Source organism: Aeromonas sanarellii, from assembly GCF_000820085.1.
Lineage (GTDB): Bacteria > Pseudomonadota > Gammaproteobacteria > Enterobacterales > Aeromonadaceae > Aeromonas > Aeromonas sanarellii.
Window position 1 is genome coordinate 1 of record NZ_CDBN01000040.1, and the last position, 22,523, is coordinate 22,523.

At 62.1% G+C, this 22,523-nt stretch carries 21 protein-coding genes and 1 rRNA gene; 11 read left to right on the forward strand and 11 right to left on the reverse strand.

Annotation, left to right across the window (positions count from 1 at the left end; genetic code table 11):
- From BN1132_RS08430 to trhA, 3 genes are all read right to left on the reverse strand, one after another.
- A partial coding sequence (locus BN1132_RS08430; RefSeq protein ID WP_042076773.1) for a retention module-containing protein occupies positions 1-1,848 on the reverse strand: 1,848 nt, incomplete at its 3' end.
- Between the two features lie 221 nt (positions 1,849-2,069).
- Positions 2,070-3,731: a putative transporter gene (locus BN1132_RS08435; RefSeq protein ID WP_042076775.1), complete on the reverse strand. Its 1,662-nt coding sequence runs from the start codon at positions 3,729-3,731 to the stop codon at positions 2,070-2,072.
- A gap of 179 nt (positions 3,732-3,910) precedes the next feature.
- Positions 3,911-4,543, reverse strand: coding sequence for a PAQR family membrane homeostasis protein TrhA (gene trhA / locus BN1132_RS08440; RefSeq protein ID WP_042076777.1), 633 nt, complete (start codon positions 4,541-4,543; stop codon positions 3,911-3,913).
- A gap of 194 nt (positions 4,544-4,737) precedes the next feature.
- On the opposite strand from trhA, the gene BN1132_RS08445 reads away from it, so the two are divergent.
- The 3 genes from BN1132_RS08445 to BN1132_RS08455 all read left to right on the forward strand — a co-directional run bounded on the left by BN1132_RS08445 (position 4,738) and on the right by BN1132_RS08455 (position 7,206).
- Positions 4,738-6,243 carry an aminotransferase class V-fold PLP-dependent enzyme gene (locus BN1132_RS08445; protein WP_042076779.1) on the forward strand — a complete coding sequence of 502 codons (1,506 nt, stop codon included), beginning with the start codon at positions 4,738-4,740 and terminating at the stop codon, positions 6,241-6,243.
- 90 nt (positions 6,244-6,333) lie between these two features.
- Positions 6,334-6,885 carry a septation protein A gene (locus BN1132_RS08450; RefSeq protein ID WP_042076781.1) on the forward strand — a complete coding sequence of 184 codons (552 nt, stop codon included), beginning with the start codon at positions 6,334-6,336 and terminating at the stop codon, positions 6,883-6,885.
- Positions 6,886-6,909: 24 nt separating this feature from the next.
- Positions 6,910-7,206 carry a YciI family protein gene (locus BN1132_RS08455; RefSeq protein WP_042076783.1) on the forward strand — a complete coding sequence of 99 codons (297 nt, stop codon included), beginning with the start codon at positions 6,910-6,912 and terminating at the stop codon, positions 7,204-7,206.
- 68 nt (positions 7,207-7,274) lie between these two features.
- On the opposite strand, the gene cysQ is transcribed toward BN1132_RS08455, so the two are convergent.
- Complete coding sequence (cysQ, locus tag BN1132_RS08460) at positions 7,275-8,045, reverse strand: 3'(2'),5'-bisphosphate nucleotidase CysQ (protein ID WP_042076785.1); 771 nt, start codon at positions 8,043-8,045, stop codon at positions 7,275-7,277.
- Positions 8,046-8,210: 165 nt separating this feature from the next.
- Between cysQ and BN1132_RS08465 the strand changes: the two genes are divergently transcribed.
- From BN1132_RS08465 to BN1132_RS08475, 3 genes are all read left to right on the forward strand, one after another.
- On the forward strand, positions 8,211-8,531 hold the full coding sequence (locus BN1132_RS08465; RefSeq protein WP_042076786.1) for a ComEA family DNA-binding protein: 321 nt from the start codon (positions 8,211-8,213) through the stop codon (positions 8,529-8,531).
- Between the two features lie 94 nt (positions 8,532-8,625).
- Entirely contained in the window at positions 8,626-9,537 is a 912-nt protein-coding gene (gene galU, locus BN1132_RS08470; protein ID WP_042076788.1) for a UTP--glucose-1-phosphate uridylyltransferase GalU, read from the forward strand.
- 213 nt (positions 9,538-9,750) lie between these two features.
- A complete protein-coding gene (locus BN1132_RS08475; RefSeq protein WP_042076790.1) occupies positions 9,751-11,145 on the forward strand; it encodes a peptide MFS transporter in 1,395 nt (464 codons plus the stop codon).
- A gap of 72 nt (positions 11,146-11,217) precedes the next feature.
- Here the strand turns inward: BN1132_RS08475 and BN1132_RS08480 are convergent, their stop codons facing one another.
- Positions 11,218-12,189, reverse strand: coding sequence for a response regulator (locus BN1132_RS08480; RefSeq protein ID WP_042076792.1), 972 nt, complete (start codon positions 12,187-12,189; stop codon positions 11,218-11,220).
- A gap of 256 nt (positions 12,190-12,445) precedes the next feature.
- Between BN1132_RS08480 and BN1132_RS08485 the strand changes: the two genes are divergently transcribed.
- From BN1132_RS08485 to BN1132_RS08495, 3 genes are all read left to right on the forward strand, one after another.
- Complete coding sequence (locus BN1132_RS08485; RefSeq protein WP_042076802.1) at positions 12,446-13,138, forward strand: DnaT-like ssDNA-binding domain-containing protein; 693 nt, start codon at positions 12,446-12,448, stop codon at positions 13,136-13,138.
- 75 nt (positions 13,139-13,213) lie between these two features.
- The gene (locus tag BN1132_RS08490; RefSeq protein ID WP_042076794.1) at positions 13,214-14,062 is read left to right on the forward strand and encodes an ATP-binding protein; all 849 of its coding nucleotides are present in this window, start codon (positions 13,214-13,216) and stop codon (positions 14,060-14,062) included.
- Positions 14,063-14,192: 130 nt separating this feature from the next.
- Positions 14,193-14,828, forward strand: a complete 636-nt coding sequence (locus BN1132_RS08495; RefSeq protein WP_042076795.1) for an SDR family oxidoreductase — start codon at positions 14,193-14,195, stop codon at positions 14,826-14,828.
- A gap of 91 nt (positions 14,829-14,919) precedes the next feature.
- On the opposite strand, the gene BN1132_RS08500 is transcribed toward BN1132_RS08495, so the two are convergent.
- From BN1132_RS08500 to BN1132_RS08515, 4 genes are read right to left on the reverse strand one after another with little or no spacing between them, the layout of a single operon-like run.
- Positions 14,920-16,134 carry an ABC transporter permease gene (locus BN1132_RS08500; RefSeq protein WP_042076796.1) on the reverse strand — a complete coding sequence of 405 codons (1,215 nt, stop codon included), beginning with the start codon at positions 16,132-16,134 and terminating at the stop codon, positions 14,920-14,922.
- Entirely contained in the window at positions 16,134-17,282 is a 1,149-nt protein-coding gene (locus BN1132_RS08505; protein WP_042076797.1) for an ABC transporter permease, read from the reverse strand. The genes BN1132_RS08500 and BN1132_RS08505 overlap by 1 nt, the downstream gene beginning before the upstream one ends.
- The gene (locus BN1132_RS08510; RefSeq protein ID WP_084202734.1) at positions 17,282-18,286 is read right to left on the reverse strand and encodes an HlyD family secretion protein; all 1,005 of its coding nucleotides are present in this window, start codon (positions 18,284-18,286) and stop codon (positions 17,282-17,284) included. The genes BN1132_RS08505 and BN1132_RS08510 overlap by 1 nt, the downstream gene beginning before the upstream one ends.
- Positions 18,283-19,689, reverse strand: a complete 1,407-nt coding sequence (locus tag BN1132_RS08515; RefSeq protein ID WP_042076798.1) for a TolC family protein — start codon at positions 19,687-19,689, stop codon at positions 18,283-18,285. Before BN1132_RS08515 ends, BN1132_RS08510 begins: the two co-directional genes overlap by 4 nt.
- Positions 19,690-19,979: 290 nt before the next feature.
- Here BN1132_RS08515 and dusB point away from each other — a divergent pair, with 290 nt between their 5' ends.
- Together dusB and fis are read left to right on the forward strand one after the other, a co-directional pair.
- Positions 19,980-20,945, forward strand: a complete 966-nt coding sequence (gene dusB, locus BN1132_RS08520; RefSeq protein ID WP_042076799.1) for a tRNA dihydrouridine synthase DusB — start codon at positions 19,980-19,982, stop codon at positions 20,943-20,945.
- A 25-nt stretch (positions 20,946-20,970) separates the two neighbouring features.
- On the forward strand, positions 20,971-21,267 hold the full coding sequence (gene fis, locus BN1132_RS08525; protein ID WP_005309538.1) for a DNA-binding transcriptional regulator Fis: 297 nt from the start codon (positions 20,971-20,973) through the stop codon (positions 21,265-21,267).
- An 89-nt stretch (positions 21,268-21,356) separates the two neighbouring features.
- On the opposite strand, the gene BN1132_RS08530 is transcribed toward fis, so the two are convergent.
- Both BN1132_RS08530 and rrf read right to left on the reverse strand, forming a co-directional pair.
- A complete protein-coding gene (locus tag BN1132_RS08530; RefSeq protein ID WP_042076801.1) occupies positions 21,357-21,989 on the reverse strand; it encodes a LysE family translocator in 633 nt (210 codons plus the stop codon).
- A gap of 300 nt (positions 21,990-22,289) precedes the next feature.
- Positions 22,290-22,404 (reverse strand): 5S ribosomal RNA (gene rrf / locus BN1132_RS08535).
- Positions 22,405-22,523 lie beyond the last annotated feature (119 nt).

The window sequence follows — 22,523 nt, forward strand, 5'->3', positions numbered from 1 at the left end:
CACCGGACCGGTGAACGGTTTGCCGTTGACGGTCAGGGTGACGGTGTCCCCGGCCTTGAACTCGCCGGTCACGGTGCCGCTGACCGGGATCGGCTGACCCGCTTCGGCGGCGTTGATGACGTCGTCGGCGGTGATGTCGGCATCCAGGGTGATGGCCAAGTCCACCGGCGCCGTGGTGTCGACCCCGTAGCCTTCGCTGTCGGTCGCGGTGGCGCTGTTGCCCGCCGCGTCGGTGCTGGTCACGCTGGCGTCGATGGCCTTGCCACCATCCGCCACCAGATCCGCACCGGGTACATCGATGCTGAAACTCTTGTCGGCCAGCACCAGACCGGTAAAGGTCTTGCCATTCACCGTCAGGGTGACGGTGTCGCCCACCCGCACGTCGCCGCCCACCTTGCCAGTTATGGCGATATCCTGCCTGGTTTCCGCCGCGTTGATCACGTCGTCGGCGGTGATGTCGGCATCCAGGGTGATGCGGGCTTCCGGTGGTGTGGTATCCAGCAGCGTGGTGTCGTCGGTGGCGCTGGCGCGGTTGCCCGCCCCATCGGTCACGCTGGCATCCACCACCAGATTGCCATCCGCCAGCCCGCTCAGGTCGGCGGTGGTCTGGTAGCTGCCATCGGCATCCGTCTGTGCGGTGACGGTCACGCTCTTGCCGTTGGCATCGGTGATGATCAGGGTCACGGTGCGACCCGGGCCTACGTCGGAGGTGCCGCTGATGGGCGCGTTGCCCACATTGCCACCGTTCACCTCATCCAGGCTCACCGTGATGGTGGCGGTGGTGTCCACGCTGCCGTCATCGGTGGCGCTGCCAGTGTTGCCAGCAGGATCGGTCACCTTGGCGGTCACCTCATAGCCGCCATCCGGCAGAGGGGTGAGCACGTCTGTGCTGTAGCTGCCATCCGGCTGCACAGTTGCGGTCAGCGTCTGCTGGTTGCCGTTAGCATCGGTCACCGTCAGTGTCACTGCGCTGCCTGGCGCTGCGTTCGTGGTCCCCGTGATGGTCGGCGTGCTGTCGCTGGTATTGTCCGGGGCATTCACCGTCACGGAAGGCGCCGTGGTGTCCACGCTGCCATCGTCGCTCCCCGTCCCCGTGTTGCCGGCGGGATCGGTGACGGAGGCGGTCACCTGATAGCCCCCCTCGGCCAGCGGCGTGCCGACATCCACGCTGAAGCTGCCATCCGGATTTACCGTGGTGACCAGGGTCTGCTGGTTGCCATTGGCGTCGGTGACCACCAGAGTGACCGTGCTGCCCGCCGGGGCATCCGTGGTGCCGGTCAGGGTCGGCGTCCGGTCATTGGTGTTGTCGGGGGCTGAGACTGTGATGACGGGAGCGGTGAGATCGAGCAGTTCATCCTCGTTGCCTTGCGCGTCCACCAGCGGCGCCACCGCCTCCGGATTGGCGGTATCGAAGCCGGCAGTGGAGATGGTGGCATCGCCGGTTCTGTCGATGGTGATGAAGCCGCCATTGCCGCTCGCCCCCGCGACACCGCCCCCGGTGCCCGCAGCGGGTGCCCCGCCCGCCGCCGACGCCTCAAATGTCTGGGTCGGGTCTATCCCTTCCAGAATGGCCTGCTGCAGGGCCGCAATGTCGTCAGGAGCCCCGGCTTGCGCCCGTTGTGCCAGCTGGGGCTCTTCAGACTCGAGAGTGTTGCTCGGGCTCAGGGTGAAGGTGGTCTCCCCCCCCTGGAAGCTGGCCCCTTCCGGAGCAAGCAAGACCGCATCCTTGGGCAGTGCATCGCCTTCTACAAGAAGCGTCTGGCTCCCGTCAGCGGCAACCAGATAGACTTTTCCTTGCAAGTGGCTAACGACGACGGCCTGATCCAATACGATGCGCTTGTTGCTCATGGTTTCTCCTGAAATATCGATGGGCATATGGCTCCAGCGTGCAATTTGCCTGTTAATCGGGCCAGAAACCAGTGAGAAAAATCGAACGAACAGACCGAAATGAGGCCTAGTTTCGCGATGAAACCGAAGGGATGTGGGAAGTGAATAAAATTAACTAAATCAATAGCATCAATTATGACAGCAAGAAGATGGGAGCCGTAATGGCCCCCATTTTTTCCCCATCAGGCACCGGCCCACAGCAGGATGGCCAGCAGCTGGGGAGAGATGATCCGCAGGAACATCACCAGGGGGTAGACGGTCGCGTAGGAGAGCGCGCTGGCCCCGCTGGTAGGGTGCATGCCGTTGGCGAAGGCCAGGGCGGGAGGATCCGTCATGGAGCCGGCCAGCAGGCCGCACAGGGTGAGGTAGTTGACCTTGCCATAATGGCGCGCCAGCATCCCGACCACCAGCAGCGGGATCAGGGTGATCGCCACGCCGTACATCATCCAGGCCGGGCCGTCGCCGTTGATCAGGGTGTCGATGAACCCGGCCCCCGACTTGAACCCCACCACCGCCAGGAACAGCACTATGCCGATCTCCCGCAGCGCCAGGTTGGCGCTCGGCGGCATGAACCAGTAGAGCTTGCCGATGCTGCCGATGCGCGACAGGATGAGCGCCACCACCAGGGGGCCCCCTGCCAGCCCGAGCTTGAGGGCCGCGGGGAAGCCCGGCAGATAGAAGGGGATGGAGCCGAGCAACACCCCCAATCCGATGCCGATGAAGACCGGCAGCATCTGCACCTGCTGCAGCTTCTGCTGCACGTTGCCGACCACGCTGGTCACCGCCTCGATGGCGTCCAGCCGTCCCACCAGGTTCAGGATGTCGCCAAACTGCAGACTGGTCTGGCTGGTCGGGACCAGCTCGATGCCGGCCCGGTTCAGGCGCGAGATGACCACGTCGTACTTCTGCTTGATGTCGAGATCGCGGATCCGCTTGCCAAGCACCTGCTCATTGGTGACCACCACCCGCTCCACCCGCAGCTCGGTGCCCCGGGTGGAGAGGGACGTATCCACCTCCTCCCCCAGCACCAGCAGCACCTTGTGCAGGGCGTGGCGCTCTCCCACCAGGTGCAGCAGATCGCCGAGCTCGATGCGTGAGTCGGGTCTGGGCACCATCAGCTCGTCGCCGCGCTTGAGGCGCGAGCAGATGACGTCGGCCTCGTCCAGGCTGGGGATCTCGCTCAGCATCAGGCCGTGCATGTTGGGGTTGCGCACCGCGATGTTGATGGTCTGCAGGCTCTCCTTGGTCTTGCCCGCCTGCTGCTCGAATGCGGCCGCCTCCTCCTCGATCTTGATGTGGAAGAACACCCGGATGAGCCACATGGTGAGCAGGATGCCGCAGATCCCGAACGGGTAAGCCACCGCGTAGCCCATCCCCATCAGGCCGGTGGAGCCCGGATCCGCCCCGAGCTCCGCCAGGATCTGCTGGCCCGCCCCCAGGGAGGGGGTATTGGTCACGGCGCCGGAGAAGACCCCGAGGATCACCGGCAGCGGCACGTCGAACAGCTGGTGCAGTGCCGCCGCCACCACGCAGCCGAGCAGCACCAGCAGGGCGGCAAAGCCATTGAGCTTGAGGCCCGAGCTGCGCAGGGAGGAGAAGAAGCCGGGACCGACCTGGATGCCTATGGTATAGACGAACAGGATCAGGCCAAATTCCTGAATAAAATGAAGTGTTTGCTCATCCAGCTTCAAACCGGACAGGCCGGCGAAGTGGCCCACTATGATGCCGCCGAACAGCACCCCGCCAATACCCAAACCCACGCCATAGACCCGCCAGTTTCCCAGCCAGAGCCCCAGCACCGCCACCAGCGACAACATGCTGATGGAAAGCGCGATCTCACTCATCGTTTGCATCCTTTCCAAGCTGAACTGGCCCTAGCTTGTCAGCAAACGAAGGGAGCAACTGTGGGGTGCCGCACGAATTCGGGCTTTGATGAGCGCAAAGATACCAATTAAGGGCTAGATCCGGTCATTGCTCGCCACCATCTTCTGTGGCCGCACGACTCCTGCGACAGGGCCTGTGGCTAGACGTAGCCATAGATGGCCGCGAAGTGGCACAGGCTGCCCCCCAGCACGAACAGGTGCCAGATGGCGTGGTTGTAGGGGATGCCTCTGGCCACGTAGAAGATCACCCCCAGGCTGTAGATGAGTCCGCCGAGCCCCAGCAGCAGGAGCCCGGCACCGTCCAGATGCAGGTAGAGCTGGTAGACGACCACCAGGGACAGCCAGCCCAGCATCAGATAGGTGAAGAGCGACAAACGCCTGAAGCGGTTGATGAAGATCAGCTTGAACAGCACCCCGGCCAGGGCCAGCCCCCAGATCACCACCATCAACCCCTGTGCCAGCGGCGTATCGAGCGCCACCAGCAGGAAGGGGGTATAGGTGCCGGCGATCAGCAGATAGATGGCGCAGTGATCGAACAGCTTGCACCTGCGCCTGGCCCGCTCCGAGGTCATGCTGTGATAGAGCGTCGAGGCGAGATAGAGCAGCACCAGGCTGGCCCCATAGAGGCCGTAACTCAGCAGCACCCTGGGTCCCTGATCCCACCCCTTGTGCAGCAGCAAGGCAAGACCCAGCCCGCCCAGCAGCAACCCCAGCCCATGGCTGAGGCGATTGGCCCACTCTTCCCGAGGGGAATACCCCGTCACATCCGTCATCACCACCTCCTGACCTGAACCGGTTCACTCTAGCGGCCGACGTTTCAGGCTACAAGCGTTAGCTCAAAATAAAGAACCAACGGTCGGGGGGCTAGGAGATGGCTGTGCCCCCCGCCCCTTTGGTGTATGCTCTGCGGCCGACGCCGCCGGGACGGATGGCCGCGTCTGCCCGACAATCTGGTCTGGAGAACCCGATGAAGCTGACTGAACTGTTTACACAACCGGATCCTGACTTCGGCCAGGCCATGACGGCCCTGCTGGAGACCTTCCATCACTCCGACGACAGTCAGGCTCCCTATGAACGCGACAGCTTCGTCCACCAGCTCGACCAGTCGTCCATGCCCGCCACCGGCATCAGTACACAAGCCTATCTGGAACGGCTCGCCACCCTGGTGCCCGGCGCATCACACCTGACCTCCCCGCGCTATATGGGGCACATGACGGCGCCCCTGCCAGCCTTCACCGCCGAGCTGTCGCGCCTCTTGGTGATGCTGAACCAGAATCCCATGAAGATGGAGTCCTCCCGCCTGCTGAGCTTCCTGGAGCGGGAGGTGCTGGCCAAGTTGCATCGCCTCGTCTATCGCGAGGACGATGCCTTCTATGCAGCCCAGATGCACGCCAAGGATGCGGCCCTGGGCGTCATGACCAGCGGTGGCACCATCGCCAATGTCACCGCCCTCTGGCTGGCTCGCAACCGGGCCTGTGGCGACAACCTGTTTTCGCTCTTTGAGCAGGGCTATCGCGGCGCCGTGATCCTGGGGTCACGGCTGATGCACTACTCCTTCGACAAGGGGATGGATCTGCTGGGGCTGGGGGCCCGCAGCGTCTGGCGCCTCGACACCGACGAACACAACCGACTCAGCCTGGCCGCGCTGGAGCAGGCGCTGCGCCAGTGCAAGGAGCAGAAGATCAAGGTGCTGGCCCTGGTCGGGGTCGCCGGCAGCACGGACTTCGGCTCCATCGATCCCCTGCCGGAACTCGCCGCCATCGCACGGCGCGAGCAGATCCACTTCCACGTGGATGCCGCCTGGGGTGGCCCGACCCTCTTCTCCCCCCGCTATCAGGGCCTGCTGGAAGGGATCGATCAGGCCGATACCGTGACCCTGGACGGCCACAAGCAACTGCTGGTCCCTCTTGGCACCGGCATGCTGCTCTGCCGCCAGCCGGATCTGATGATGGCGGTGAAGCGCGAGGCGCCCTACGCCATTCGCGCCACCTCCTTCGATCAGGGACGCTTCACCCTGGAGGGCACCCGTCCCGCCAACGCCCTCTATCTGGATGCCGCCTTCCAGATGCTGGGGCGGCAGGGGTATGCCGAGCTCATCGACGCCAACTACGACAGGGCGCGGCGGATGGCGGCGCTCATCGAGGCGAGCCCCGCCTTCGAGCTGATGTCGGCGCCGGTGATGAACCTGCTCTCCTACCGCTGCATCCCGCCCCATCTACAGGGCAAGGCCCTGGACGAGGCAGCCAACGACGAGATCAATGCCTTCAACGTGGCACTGCAGAAGGCACAGCGCGCCGAGGGGCACAGCTTCGTCTCCCGCACCCAGCGGGCGGTGAGCCGCTACGGCGAGCAATCGCTCACTCTGCTGCGCGCCGTGCTGCTCAATCCGCTGATCGAGGAGCGCCATATTCGCGAGCTGCTGGCGGATCAGCAGCGGCTGGGGATCGAGGTGGCACGGCGGCTATTCGGCTGAGGAACTGGGGGGAAAATGAGCGGTCTTATTCATTTGCCGTTGTCTGACGGACAGGTACACTGAGTGAAATTTTGAGGTAATGAGCCCAGCATGAAGCAGTTTATCGAGTTTATCCCCCTGATCGTCTTCTTCGCGGTCTACAAGTTCCAGGACATCTACACCGCCACCGGCGCCCTGGTGGTGGTCACCGGTCTGCAGCTCGCCTACGGCTGGATCCGCTATCGCAAGGTCGAGAAGATGCAGCTCTTTACCTTCCTGCTGGTCGGCTTCTTCGGCGGCCTCACCGTCTTCTTCCATGACGACGCCTTCATCAAGTGGAAGGTGACCGTCATCAACGTGCTGTTTGCCCTCGCCCTGCTCGTCAGCCGCTACGGCTTTGGCAAGAACCTGATCAAGCAGATGCTGGCCAAGGAGCTGCAGGCTCCCGACCGGATCTGGGACAACGTCAACCTGGGCTGGGTCGGTTTCTTTGCCCTCTGCGGCCTGCTCAACCTCTATGTGGCCTTCAACCTCTCCCAGGAGATGTGGGTCAACTTCAAGGTCTTCGGCCTGCTCGGCCTGACCCTGGTCTTCACCCTGCTGAGCGGCGTCTACCTCTATCGCCACATGCCGGCCGAGCAGAAAGCAGAGCAGAAAAAATAACCGCAACCAGAAAAGGATCCTCTCATGTGGTATCTGATCTACTCCGAAGACGTCGCGAACAGCCTGCCACAGCGCAAGCTGGCTCGCCCCGCCCACCTCGCCCGCCTGCAGGCGCTGCAGGATGAGGGGCGCCTGCTGACCGCGGGCCCCAACCCGGCCATCGATGCCGAGGATCCCGCCGATGCGGGTTTCACCGGCAGCACCGTCATCGCCGAGTTTGCCAGCCAGGCCGAGGCCAAGGCCTGGGCCGATGCGGATCCCTATGTGGCGGCCGGCGTCTACGCCCGCGTCACCATCAAGCCGTTCAAGAGAGTCTTCTGACCTCATCGAGGCTCATCGCAAACAAAAAGGCCGGACAATGTCCGGCCTTTTCGCATCCGATGCCCGGCTCAGGCCCTGGCCACAAACCAGGGGTTGAGGATATCCGGCTTGTTGTAACGTAGGGGGGAACCGTCCAGCTGGGTGACGCTGCCCCCCGCCCCCTCCAGCACCGCCTGGGCAGCGCCGGTGTCCCACTCGCAGGTCGGGGCGAGACGGGGGTAGAGCTCGGCCCCGCCCTCGGCAATGATGCAGAACTTGAGCGAGCTGCCCATGGAGACCAGCTCGATATCGCCCCGCTCCATGTCACCAAAGCGGGCCAGGTAATCCAGGGTCTCCCCGGAGAGGTGGTTGCGGCTACCCACCACGCGCCACGCCTGCCCCTCTTCGTGGGGATGGGTCTGGATGGCCTCATGCCTGCCATCGACCACACGCCAGGCCCCCAGCCCCTTTCCCCCATACCAGAGCTTGTCCAGCACAGGGGCATAGACCAGCCCCCAGACCGGAGCGCCCTGTTCAATCAGCGCGATGTTCACCGTGAACTCGCCGTTGCGGGAGACAAACTCCTTGGTGCCATCCAGCGGATCCACCAGCCAGTAGCGGGACCAGGCGAGCCTGGCCTGCAGGGTCGCGACGTCCGACTCTTCCGACAGCACGGGGATCGAAGGCGTGAGCCGGGCCAGCGCACGGACGATCACCTCGTGGGCCCCCTTGTCCGCGGCAGTCAGCGGGCTCTCGTCCTGCTTGTACTCCACCGCGAAGGGTTGGCTGTAGATGGCCATGATGGCCTCACCGGCGGCGCGGGCGATGGGTTCCAGCTCGGAAATGGTGGGTAGATACATAGAAAAGACATCTCGCTCAAAGGGTTAGTCAGTGTAACCGAGCGGGCATCTTCGGCTTATAGCCGATTTGCCTGAATTATTACCCTGCTACATTTCACAGACGAAAAGTGACGCAGTCCAGCTAGCTTTCTATAGCCATCCGGCATCCAACAAGGACGTGAAACCATGAACCACAAAGCTCTCGTCGCCGCCCTGTTGCTGGGCTGCCTCCCTCTGCTGACTCAGCCCGTACTGGCCGCCGACAAGCCGGCCACCAAGCCTGCCGCGACCGTCGCGACCACCACTGAGGCCGGCAAGATCAACCTCAATACCGCCAGCGCCGATGAACTTGCGTCCCTGAAGGGCATCGGCGAGAAGAAGGCACAGGCCATCGTCGACCACCGCGAGAAACAGGGCAAGTTCACCTCGGTGGATCAGCTGGCGGACGTGAGCGGCATCGGGCCCGCCACCCTGGAGGCGAATCGGGACATGATTATCGTCAAGTAACCGGTTTGAATCCCCATCATCCCGAGGGCGGCCTGTGGCTGCCCTATTTTTCTTCGGGTATCATGAGCCCACTTCGTATTTTGGGACTCACTCCATGAAAAAGACACCGTTCGTTGTTCGCAAGGCCGTTCTCCCCGTCGCCGGCCTGGGTACCCGCATGCTGCCCGCCACCAAGGCCATCCCCAAGGAGATGCTGCCTGTGGTCGACAAGCCGCTGATCCAGTATGTGGTGCGCGAGGCCATCGCCGCCGGCATCAAGGAGATCATCCTGGTGACCCACTCCAGCAAGAACTCCATCGAGAACCACTTCGACAAGAGCTTCGAGCTGGAAGCGACCCTGGAGAAACGGGTCAAGCGCCAGTTGCTGGAAGAGGTGCAGCACATCTGCCCCAAAGACGTCACCATCATGCACGTACGCCAGGGTGAGGCAAAAGGCCTGGGCCACGCGGTGCTGTGCGCCCGCCCGCTGATCGGTGATCAGCCCTTCGCCGTCCTGCTGCCGGACGTGCTCATCGACGAAGTGGCCAGCGATCTCAAGCAGGACAACCTGGCGGAGATGGTGCACCTGTTCGAAGAGAACCAGATCAGCCAGATCATGGTGGAGGCCGTCCCCGAGAGCGAGGTGGACAAGTACGGCATCGCCGACATCAAGGGCGAGGCGCTGAGCGCCGGCATGTCGCTGCCGATGCAGGCCATCGTCGAGAAACCGCCCCGTGACGAGGCCCCCTCCAACCTGGCCGTGGTCGGTCGGTATGTGCTCTCCGCCAACATCTGGCCCCTATTGGAGAAGACCCCGGCCGGTGCCGGCGACGAGATCCAGCTGACCGATGCCATCGCCATGCTGATGGAGAAAGAGCAGGTCAACGCCTACTTCATGAAGGGGCGCAGCCACGATTGCGGCAGCAAGCTCGGTTACATGAAGGCCAACGTGGAGTACGCCGTGCGCCACCGCGAGCTGGACGGCGAATTTACCGCCTGGTTGAAGCAGTTCGTCAAACAGTTGTAATCGCTGAATATTTGCACAACAAGCAGAATAAAAAACTGGGCATCATTCGATGCCCATTTTCATTTTATAAACAAATATTCAACCATCGATAGATAAAATATCGTCAAAACCTGTCATTGTAATTCAATCCTGCTTGTTTTATAAGGAATATGGCTTGTTCCTAGCCCTTGCATAAAATTTCTAAAAAAATATAAGACACAGGTGGAAGTTCCAATGAATAACCCGTCCAAAGGGACCTTTTTAGGTCACCCTAAAGGGCTTTTTTTGCTCTTTAGTACCGAACTCTGGGAGAGATTCTCCTACTACGGCATGCGTGCCGTGCTCGTCCTCTATCTGACCGACATGACCGCCAACGGCGGCATGGGCTGGACCCAGGCCGATGCCCTCAAGCTGTACGGCATCTACACCGGCCTGGTCTACATCACTCCGATCATCGGCGGCTGGCTGGCAGATACCTTCCTGGGCCAACGTCGCGCTATCCTGTTCGGTGCCGTGCTGATGGCCGCCGGCCAGTTTACCCTGGCCCTGCCCCACGCCATGTTCCCGGACATGGTCAACACCGTCTTCTACGCGGGCCTCGGCCTGTTGATCCTGGGGAACGGCCTGTTCAAGCCGAACATCTCCACCATGGTGGGTGACCTGTATCAGGAAGGGGATCACCGCCGTGACGGTGCCTTCACCGTCTTCTACATGGGCATCAACCTGGGCTCCCTGCTGGCAGGGGTGATCTGCGGCGCCGCTGCCACCGCCTACGGCTGGCAGGCCGCCTTCGTCAGCGCCGGTATCGGCATGCTGCTCTCCCTGGTGGTGCAGGCCACCATGGCCCAGCGTTTCCTCGGCGACATCGGCCGCGTGCCGGCCGCCCAGCGCGCCGCCCTGCAGCGCTCCAAGGAGCAGAAGGCCCCGCTGACCAAGCAGGAAGTGGATCGCATCAAGGTCATCCTGGTGCTGGGTCTGTTCACCATCATCTTCTGGGCCGGCTTCGAGCAGGCCGGCGGCCTGATGAACCTGTACGCACAGGAATATACCGATCGCATGATCGGCAGCTTCGAAGTGCCGACCGCCTGGTTCCAGTCCCTGAACCCCTTCTTCATCATCACCCTCGCCCCCATAGTCGCGGCCATCTGGATCAAGCTCGGCAAGAAAGAGCCGAACTCCCCGGTGAAGTTCGCCATGGGTCTGCTGTTCCTGGCCATCGGCTTCCTGTTCATGATCGGTGCCGTGCTGGAGCAGGGGGGTGATCAGGCCGTCAAGACCTCCATGTTCTGGCTGGTCGGCGCCTACCTGTTCCATACCCTGGGCGAGCTCTGCCTCTCCCCCATCGGCCTCTCCATGGTGACCAAGCTGGCTCCGCTGCGCCTGGCCTCCCTGATGATGGGTGCCTGGTTCGGCTTCGTGGCCCTGGCCAACTATGCCGCCGGTTTCATCGGCTCCTTCGTCGGCGAATCCGGTGCCATGGCCATCTTCGGTGGCATCGCCCTGGCCGCCGTGATCAGCGCCCTGATCCTGCTGACCATGGCCAACCGCCTGGTCTACTGGATGCACGGTGCCGAAGGCCCCGCCAAGGAGCCGGAGCAGGAGAACAAGCTGCAGTCCGCCACCGTCTGATTCGGTCAGGATTGTGCAATGCAAGCAGGGCGCCCATGGGCGCCCTGCTTGTTTGTGCCGTCGTCGGCGTGCTCAGTGATGGCGTACCTGCATCTTCAGGGCGCTGCCGCTGTCGCTGCGAAACAGCAGCTCGAACGGCTCATGCCAGCTGCGCCTGTGCAGCGCATAGCGGCTGCTGCGCATCAGGCCGAGCGGCAGCCCGCCACAACGCATCAACCAGTGGGGGGAAGTGAGACCGGCATTGGCGAAGACCAGTCCGTCCTCCTGATCGAACAGCAGCGCCGCCATGGCGAAGGAGTGGCGCAGGCCAGATTCCAGCAATTGCAGGTTGAGGTAGTCCAGCAGCCTGTGTGGCTGGGTCAGGAGTCGGCTCTCCTGCTGCTGGAACTGGCGATAGGGGCCGTTCATCAGGGAGCGCACCAAGGCCCCGCAGAAGGCGGCGTCCACACCGAGGATAGGCAGCTCCATCACCAGCACCAGCAGCTTGTCGTCCAGCTTGAAGGTATCGGGGATGAAGAGGTTCCCCATGCCGGCAAAGGTCACCTGCCAGGGTCCCCACTCCTGCATGCCCGGTGGCGCCAGCCAGGCCAGCAGGCGACTGGAGGCCAGATCGTGTCCCCGGAAGAAGTCGATGTGTTCCATCAGCTCCAGTTGCTGGCTCTGGTGGCCGTTGTGCATCAGGCACTGATCGATGCTGCGCCGGATCTGCTCATAGTCATCCACCGGCTTGATGAAGAAGTCGCGGGCCCCCGCCCGCAGCGCCCGCTCGATCGCAGCCATCTGATCCTGGCCTGAGATGACGATGACGGGCACCTCGGGGTAGCGGGCACTGAGGCAGGCGATCACCTCATGGCCATCCATGTTCGGCATGTTGAGGTCACACAACACGACATCGGGGTGATAGAGCGCCGCCGCCGAGAGCCCCTCTATTCCATCCTCGGCCTGGAAGACGCAGGCCCCGTCGTGCTCGAGATAAGATACCAGCGAGTGGCGAAAAACCGCTTCGTCTTCCACCACCAAGATCCGTAGTCCGGCTTTTGACATCTTGACAAAGCTCTTATTAGTCAAATGGTTATTTGAGCATTAAGACTAGATCATGGGGGTTGAATCCCGCCACTCCATCTTGCCGCCAACGGTCGCGATGTCTGCCAACCATTTGAAATGGACTGATTATTTTATCAACACTCCCTGTGCGGTCATGGCCGCCTTGAAGAGCGGATGTCCCGTCCAGGGTCGTCTCGAATTGTGTGAGACCCCGCCATGAGGGATAATGCCCCCACTCCAGATCGTGAAGCAGACCATGACGCCAGCCGAATACAGCGCCCTCGCCCATCCCAGACTCTCCCATCCGGCACGCAGCCTCTATACCCTGCAGCTGCGCCGGCTGGTGCTGGAAAATCGGCAGCAAAGGCTCAACTACCCTGAACTGGGTCGCGCCCTGGCGGTCGTCGATCCGGGCAATCCCGGCGGTTTCAGCTATCAGGTCAACGCCCGCCAGCTGACCGAGCTGCTCGACGAGCTGATGGAGGCCGAACTGCTGCAGGTCGAGGCGCAGGCTGACAGTGAGCACTACCATCAGTGCCCCTTCCTGCTGCCCCTGCTGAGCCAGCGGGTACGCAGCCCGCTGCCGGAGCGGCCGTTCCAGATGCACCTGCAGTGGCGGCCGGATGAAGAGCTGCCCGCCCTCGCCCGCCTGTGCGGGGTGATCGACGCCAGCTACAGCGAGGAGGATCTCGGCGAGTTCATCGCCTACTGGCTCGGCCGCCCCGAGGTGTTCGATTCCCAGCACCAGTGGATGCTCAAGTTCATTCGCGCTCTCAAGACCCGCCGCTATACCCGCCGCAAACCGATGGAGGTGCAGGGCTATCAACAGGTGAATGTAACTTCCTCTATCGATACTGAATCAAATAAGCGTGCGTTAGAAATCTTGAAAGATGCACGCCGCCAACACGAAGCACAAAAGAATCAAAAGAATCAAAAAGATGAAAATTAAACCCATATTTCAGTAAAATTTCGCGATCAAAGTAAGATATTGAACTAAGCGATCAGCATCCAAAAGGAGTGCCCAATGAGCAAACCATATGAAACACACCTTCAGGATCTGAAAGAGATCGAAAATAAACTCCAGAAACAGACTCAAAACAGGCAGGCTCAGCGGGTGCATGACCCCGAATTAAGTAACCATGTAAGTGGGTTGCTAGAACGTATTCGCCGTTTACAAGCCCAAACCGGTGGCAGCCAGTATGACTACGAAACCCTGCGTAAGGAGTACGACGCCAAGGCCAACGCCGAGGTGCGCGAACTACAGAAGGTGGCGCGCCAGGAGCGGATCCAGAAGCTAATCACTCAGGCGGACCTAAATCCCAATTGGGTGTTTGATAAAATGGATACCACAGATCCAATTCTGCAAGACCCTATAGCAACAGCTCACCAATTCATCTTCGGCTTTGAACAGTGGGGGGGGAGTTGCATGTTAATCCATGGAGGCTATGGTACCGGCAAGTCCACTCTAGCGGGAGCCGTCGCGCACGAACTGATCTCCCGCCATCAGAAGTCAGTGATCTTCCAGCAGTGGGCCTCAATCGTAGACAGATTGTTCTTCAACGTGATCCCAGATCAAGAAGATCGCAACCAGTACCGGCGCGCCCTGGAAGAGGTTGACCTACTGATCATCGACGAGGTGGCGGCCAACCGCGCCAAGATGGCGGAGAGCCAGTCCAGCTTCCTCGGCCACCTGCTGCGCCGGCGCCGTAACCTCTCCAAGAGTGTCATCCTCATCACCAACCACACGCCAGAAACCTTACATCAGGCGCTCGGTGACTTTTGCTTTGAAGCAATTAAGGCATTTAGCCCTGCTGTAGCTATCCATATGAGCGGCCCAAGTAGGCGCACAAGCATCGGCAACTACAACGGCTGACGCTCTCTCAGTGAGTGCGAGCGCCTGGCGGCTCGCACTCCTTCTTACCAATCCACAAATAAAAACAACTCTTATTTACAACACCCCTTCCGCCCTCTAGGCTAGCCATTTCACTCAAGGGAGCCGCACCATGCCAACCACACTCATCTTCGGTGCCAGCCGCGGGCTGGGCCGTGCCTTCACCGGGCAGGCGCTGCGCCAGGGTCACAGGGTCGTCGCCCTGGTGCGCCATGCCGACATGGCCGCCGAACTGCAATCTCTGGGTGTCGAGGTCGTCACCGGGAATGCCCTGGACCCACAGGCCGTGACCATGGCATGCCAGGCAGCCGGCAACGCGGCGCGAGTCATCTCCACCCTCGGCAGCTTCCGCCAGGCCGAGCCCGTCGACTACCTGGGCAATCGCCTGGTGATCGACGAGATGGAGCGGGCCGGGCTCAGCCGCCTGCTGCTGGTGACCTCCCTAGGTTGTGGCGATAGCTGGCAATACCTGCCCCAACGGGCGCGGGAGGCCTTCGGTCACGAGGTGAGGCTCAAGAGCCTGGCGGAGAGCTGGCTGCAGACCAGCACCCTTGACTGGACCATCTTGCGGCCCGCCGGCTTGCAGGATGGGGAGGCGACGGGACAGGCCGAGCTGAGCCAGAACAAGGAGCTACACGGCCTGGTGCGCCGCCAGGATGTGGCGATACGGGGTATGCAACTGCTCACCGACCCGCAGGCCCTTGGCCAGATCTACGCCATCGCCGACCCCAGCCTCAGCCGGGGGTGAGCCCGCGGATAAGGGGGGGACGAGCCTGAGAAAAACAAAACGGTCAGCCCTGTGGCTGACCGTTTTGTTGTTCACCTTGCGTTGATGGCCTCTAGCGAGAAGAAGGTTCACCCGCTCCCGCCGTGGCCGGCTCATCCGGCGTTCCCTGATGGCCCGCAGGGCGCGGCTGCCGCCGATGAAGCAACCAGCAAGCCAGTGTTCCATACAGCAGCGCCAACCCCCACAGCCGCCACCAGTAGGCAGAGACCTGGGCAAAGTCGGCCCCCATCTGGTTGAGGCGCAGGAAGCCTTCGATGGCTGCCGTGCTCGGCACCCACTGCCCCAGCCAGTTGAGCGGCGCCGGGATCAGCTCCAGCGGCCAGATAAAGCCGGCGAGGAACACCAGCGGCAGGGAGGAGAGCAGCACTACCTGGGTCGGCAGGTCGCGGCGACTGACCAGGGCCCCCAGCACCACCCCAAGCCAGGTGGTCGCGAGCAGGAACGGCAGGGTGAACAGCCAGAGCGCCCCCGGCGCCGCGGTGCGGGCAATGCCGTAGTGATCGAAGCAGAAGCCGAAGAAGTAGGTCACCGGCAGCACGAAGAGCCCCCCCACCACCAGGGTGCGGGCCAGCAGCAGCGCCAGCACGGGGGCACTCTGCCAGTAACCTGCCTCCCCACGGCGGCTGCGCTGGTTCTGGGTCGCCCCCAGGATGCCGGTGCCCATGAGTAGTACCTGATGCAGGATCAGCACGAATACCGCCGGCACCACGTAGTTCACATAGCCCATGGTGGGGTTGAACACAGGCAGCACGTTGAGGGCCACCGCATTCCAGCCCATGGCGGCCTGGGGCAGCGCCTCCCCATGGCTCAGCAGCCGGGCCACCTTGATCTGGGCGGCGAGCGTCCCCCCCGCCTGGGCCAGCCCTTCGGCTATGGTGCCGTAGACCAGGAAGTAGGAGGCATCGCCCGCATAGCCCAGGGTCACGCTCCTGCCCAGCATCAGGTCCCGATAGAAATGGCGGGGGATGTGCAAAATGCCGCTCGCCTTCCCGGCCACCATCATCTGGCGTGCCTCATCGAGGGAGTCTGCCCGCGCCACCAGTTTGACCTGCGCCGTGGCATCGGCCATGAACTCCAGCTGGCGCGAGAGCTGGCTGCCATCCTCGTTGACCACCACCACGGGCTCTTCCCGCGGCAGCTGGTGCAGGTAAGGCTGCGGATAGAGGAAGGAGTAGAAAAGCACGCCGCCAAACAGGGTCAGCATGATGGCGCGATCCGCCAAGAGGGTGCGCAGCTCCAGGCGCAACAGATCGACAAATCCCAGCATCACTCAGGCTCCTTCTCGGCGATTGCGACGGATTGACGGACCAGTTCCGCCTGCTGCCGGTAACGGCGCACCACCAACAGCAGGGGCAGCAGAAACAGCAGCAGTGCCCCGAGCTGGGGCAGTGCCGCCGCCAGCGGCTGGCCGTAGTTGCTCTGGCCTATCTGCAGCTCGACATAGTGAGAGATGGGCAGCAGGCTGCGCCAGAACTGGGCCACATCCCCCATGGCGCTGACCGGAAAGGTGACCCCCATGAAGGCAAATCCCGGCGCAGTGTAGGCGCCGGCCAGAGAGAGCGCCCGCGCCGGATCCCGGATGATGGCGTAGAAGAAGGCCCCCATGGTGACACAGGCGGCCGACGCCAGTCCCAGCCCCGCCGTCAGCACCAGCCAACTGCCTTGCATGGGGTACCCCAGCCCCTTGAACAGCAGCAGACTCCACGCCAGCCCCCACCCCCAGCCGATGAGCACATGGGGCAACAGGGTACGCCAGAGGCCGAACCAGACCCCTCTGGTGGTCCAGTCCAACCCGAGGCGATCGGTGCGGGCCAGGGCATTGAGGCCATAGAGCACCACCAGGATCTGCCACACCGCCGGCAGCAGGGCGCTCAGAAGAAACTGGGCGTAGCTGGAATTGAGGTTGTAGAGCGCCGTCACCTGGCTGGCGATGGGCACCGACTGCCCCAGCGCACCGGGCAGCGCCTTGCCGTCGGCCATGGCCTCCAGTACCCCTACCTGGCCGTTGAGAGTCCCCACCACCTGGGCCAGCGCCGAGTTGACCAGCTTGGCGATCAGGATGAACTGGCCGTTGTTGAACACCGTCACCCTGGGCTGGGTCCCCTCGCGGGCGTCCCGCTCCAGGTGATGGGGGATCACCACCAGGGCGTAGATGTCGCCCCCCCGCAGGGCGTTGGCCCCCTCGTCGATGGCGTCAAACTGCCGCGCTATCTTGAGCCCGGCGGAACCATCGAGAGAAAACGCCAGCTGGCGGGAGAGGGCGCTGCGATCCAGATCCACCAGACCCACCTTGAGGTCGCGCGCCAGTCCGGCCGAGAAGATCCAGCACAGGATCCCTATCAGCAGCAAGGGGACCCAGCTCGCCAGCGCCCGGCCGAACGGGTCCTGCCACAGCAACCGCCATTCGCGTCCCATCAGAGCTCGACCAGCACGCTCATGCCGACCCGCAGCCCGTCAACCGGCTGCAGGGGGCGCGCCTCCACCTGGAAGCTCTTCATGTCGAACCCCTGGCGGGTGTCGGTGGCACGCCAGGTGGCGAAATCCCCCATCACGGCCACATGGGTCACCTTGAAGCGCACCAGCTGATCCCCCAGGCCGGGAATACGGGCATCAAACTCGGTACCGACCGGGAACCTTGGCAGCAGGTCCTCACGTACATGGAACTGGGCCCAGGCATCCTTCATGTCGAGCAGGGTCACCACGGGGAAGCCCTGGGGGGCCAGCTCGCCGCTGCGCAGCAGCACCTGAGCGACTTCCCCCTCGTGGGGGCTGGCGATGCGGGTGTCGGCCAGATAGGCCTCCACCTCGGCCACTCCCCCTGCCGCCATCTTGGCCTGCTCCCGGGCCGCGACCTTGGTCTCTTCCCGCACCCCTTCCAGCGCCATCTGGTATTGCTGCCAGGCCATACCCTCGCTGTACTTCGCCGCCTGCCAGGCCGTCCAGGCCTCGTCACGCTTTTGCAGCGACATCACGCCATCCCGGTGCAGGCTGGCGATGCGCTCATAGGTCTTGCCATGGAGCAGGGCGGCCGCCTTGGCCTGCTGCCACTGATCCTTGGCGGCGGCGATCTGCTGGACTCGCGCCCCTTTCTCGGCCTCCTCGGCCATGGCGCCGGCCGCCGCCTGGCCCGCCTTGGCCTGGCTCAGCTTGGCCTCGATCTCGGGGCTCGCCAGAGTGAACGCCAGCTGTCCCCTGGCCAGTTGATCCCCCTTCTTCACCAGCACCTCGTCGATACGGCCCGCCACCTTGGAAGAGACCGAATACTGCTGCGCCTCTATCTGCCCCTGCAGCCGGACCGGTTCCGGCTGATAGGCCAGCCAGAAGCGCCAGCCGAGCCAGAGGACCAGCAGCACCAGGACCAGGGGCAGCAACCAGGGCTTGCCCTGGCTCATCTTCTTCTTGATGGGGGGATGACTCATGAATTCACCTCGATGGCCTGGCCATGCTGATACTGGTTGAAACTGTTCATCTGGCCGGAGAGCGCCAGCAGGCGGGCCAGGGAGATCACATATTGGTAGGCGGCGGCGGCGCGCTGGGTCTTGACCCCGGCCAGCTGGGTCTGCGCATCCACCACATCCAACGAGGTGGAGAGCCCCTGCCCGAACGCCTTGTCACGCAACCGCACGTTCTCCTCGGCCAGCGCCTGGGTCGAGGAGAGGGAGTGGTACTCCTCCAGCCCCTGGGCAGCCTCGCGCCAGGTCTTCTCGACCAAGAGCTCCAGATCCTGGCGGGTCTTGGCTTGCAGCAGGTTGACCTGGAGTTCGGCGCTCTTGGCCGCCTGGACCGTCTCGGAGCGGCCATCACGACTCACCAGCGGCATGCTGACCCCGACGCCGACCAGCCAGTCCGGTGTGGTCTTGGAGACGATGGAATCATCTTCATAGAGGTTGTAGTTGCCGAACAGGAACAGCTCGGGGGCGTATTTGCCCTTCTCCAGCTTGATCATGCCCTGGGCCTGCTCCTTCTTGGCCGCCAGCAGCTTGAGGCCGGGGTGCACCGCCAGGGTCTCCTGCACCAGGGGAGCGAGCTGTGGCATCCCCTCGTTGATGAATAGGCGGGTATTGGGTTCCGCCTGTTTGAGCTTGAGCAGGTGACCTAGGGCCAGCTGGGCGATCTCCAGACTGCGTCGCGCCTTCTGGGTGTCGATGCGTGCCCTGTCATAGGCCGACTGGGCCGAAAGGCGCTCCACCTTGGCGATCTGGCCCTGGGCCTCGAGTTTGTTGGCATGATCCAGGTGATGGGCAAGCCCCTGCTCGATCTCCTGCTTGGTTTGCACCACCTGGGCCGCCAGCACCACGCCGAAGTAGGTCTGGGAGAGGCTCTCGAAGGTGGACTGCTGCTTGAGCACCAGCAACTGCTCGGCCTCGCTCACCTGGGCCTGACGAATGTCCTGGGCCGCATCGATGCGCCCGCCGGTGAACAGTGGCCACAGCATCTTGACCGAACTGGTGACCACGTTCTGCTTGGTGAGCGGGGTGACGAAGTCGCTCGGGCTGAGATTGAGCGCCTGCATGACGGGCCCCAGAACCTTGCCAAATTCCGGGTGATTGGCGATGGGATTGAGGTCCAGCATGTCCAGCTCCATCGGCTGATCGAGGTGGGTATAGCTGGCCCCCACATCCACCTTGGGCAGGTACATGGCCTTGGCCGCCTCCCGCAGTTGCTGGGCCCTCTCCACCCCGGCCTGCTCTGCCGCCAGTCCGTCATCCTGCTGGATGACCCGGCTCCAGGCCTCGCTGAAGCTGACCGTCTGCGCCTGGGCCGACCCCAGCATGATACCCAGCAGGCATGGGCAGAGCGATTTGATGAACCTTGCCGTCATACATCCCCGATCCTTTTGTAATGAAATTGTGTGGAGCTTTTGCTCGATTCAGGCCCGCTATCATAGCCTAAACCGGCCAGGGAAGGAGACTCACAATTCACCGCGCCCCTCACCCGTTTGACCCTGAACATGCTCCCAAACAATATGCCCGATTTTCAAGCACTCCTGAATTTGCAAGCCTTGGCGCGACGTTTTTTTCAGAAAAAAATGGCTGACGCTCAAATACTAACCTTTTCTCCTGACTAAAAAATGCGTAATATACGCCGCCCTAAGCCGATGGTAACCGTGTAATGCAGATAGGTCCCCACACGCTTGAAACTCCCCTGATCGTGGCCCCCATGGCCGGTGTAACAGACCGACCATTTCGTGAACTCTGTTTGCGATTGGGAGCCGGCATGGCCGTTTCCGAGATGCTGCTGGCCAACCCGGATGTCTGGGATACCCAGAAAACCCGGATGAGAATGGATCACTCTGCAGAAGGTGGCTTGCGATCGGTCCAGATTGCCGGTGCCGACCCCGAGATGATGGCGTTTGCTGCCCGCTACAACGTGGAGCAGGGCGCTCAGATCGTCGACATCAACATGGGATGTCCGGCAAAAAAAGTGAATAAGAAGCTGGCAGGTTCCGCCCTGCTGCGTCAGCCAGACCTGGTCAGATCCATCTGCCGGGCCGTGGTGGACGCGGTGGAGGTGCCTGTCACCTTGAAGATCCGCACAGGATGGGATCCGGATAACCGCAATGGCGAGGAGATCGCCCGAATCGCCGAAGATTGCGGTATCGCGGCCCTTGCCGTGCATGGTCGTACCCGTGCCTGCCTCTACAAGGGTGAAGCGGAGTACGACACTATCAGGGCGATTAAGCAGGCCGTATCGATTCCTGTTGTCGCCAATGGCGACATCGATAGCCCGGAGAAGGCCCGGTATGTCCTCGACTATACCGGTGTCGATGCCGTGATGATCGGCCGTGCTGCGCAAGGACGACCCTGGATTTTCCGGGAAATCCGCCATTTTCTTGAGACGGGCACCAAGCTGCCACCTCCCGACAGGGAAGAGGTTCGCACCCTGATGAACGAGCATGTCACCAATCTGCACCGGTTTTACGGTGCCTATCTGGGGGCGCGCATTGCCCGTAAACACGTGGGCTGGTATCTGGATGAAGAAGAGGCGGGCCGAGAATTCCGTAAGCACTTCAATGCCCTGGATTGTGCAGACGCACAACTCGAGGCACTCGAAGCGTATTTCGATGGATTAGGTTAACGCATAACTAAAGAGCCGACCGAATATGTTCGAACAAACCCTGACTTCTGATGCATTGGTAACAACTACTCACAATCACGCTGCCGAGCCGACCCAACGCCCCCTGCGTGACTCTGTGCAACAGGCCCTGCGTAACTACCTGGCCCAGTTGAACGGTCAGGAAGTGATTGATCTGTACGATATGGTTCTCTCCGAAGTCGAAGCTCCCATGCTGGACGTGATCATGCAGTACACCCGTGGCAACCAGACTCGCGCCGCCGTGATGATGGGCATCAACCGCGGCACCCTGCGCAAGAAACTCAAGCGTTACGGCATGAACTGATCCCGGTCATTCTGCTGCAGTGCAGACGAAGGCGTATCCCAGCGATGGGATACGCCTTTTTCTATGGCCGGTCATTTCGACGCGGGCCGTCACTCGGCTGCCAACTTGACCCCTAACCCCACGAACAGCCCTCCCATCACGCGGTTCAGCCAAGTTGCTACCCGGGCGGGCAATCGCACCTTGCGGCTTGCAAACGCGGTGGAAAACGCCAGCAGATGGCACCAGATCATGCCGTTGAGATTGAAGATGCAACCCAGCACGATGAAGGCCAGCGCCTTCTGTGGTGCAGCGGGATCTATGAACTGGGGTACGAAGGCGAGGAAGAAGAGCGCCACCTTGGGATTGAGCACATTGGTGAGCAACCCTTGCCGGAAGATCCGCCCATAGGAGAGCCTGGGCAGTGCCACAGCCTCATTCCCGGCGACCGCAGCTCCAGGCCTATGCCTGAGCAGTGAACCCCCCAGATAGACCAGATAGAACGCCCCTGTCAGCTTGATGACGGCGAACAGCTCGGCCGAGGTACTCAGCAGGGCCGACAGCCCCAGGGCTGCGGCCAGCACGTGCACCATGGTGCCCGTTCCTATCCCCAGCGCCGCCACCGAGCCGGCCCGCCAGCCTTGCGAACCGCTGCGCAGCATGATGAGCAGGGAATCCGGTCCCGGCATCATGTTCAACAGCAGACCGGAGACAATAAACAACGCCAGATCGTGGATCCCCAACATACACAGCTCCCTTATCGATGAGATTCACAGTCTAAGGATCCGGCAACGCTTGTCACTCCCTCCCGCCGCAATAGTGATCATCAGAAAAAGGAATGGCAACTCATTGCGCCCAAGGTCATCAGCCTCCAGGGCGACTGGAAACCACCTTGGCAGGCAGACACTTTGTGCGGAGGAAAGGATATGGCAGAAGCAATAGAAGCCGGAGGAGTAGCGGAATAAAGATAGGCAAGGCTACACGGGAGCCGAATTTCAGGAAAATAAAAAACCCCGCTCAAATGAGCGGGGTTCTTCGTGTTGGGTGCCTGGCAGTGTCCTACTCTCGCATGGCGAATGCCACACTACCATCGGCGCTACCGCGTTTCACTTCTGAGTTCGGCATGGGTTCAGGTGGTTCCACGGCGCTATGGCCGCCAGGCAAATTCTTAATCTAGAAAGCTGACGTGAGTAGTGATGTTGCGCTTGGCTCGTCACTATCACTGAATTTGAGTAGTTCGTTCACTTGCTACAAGGCCCAGAACACTTCTTGGGTGTTGT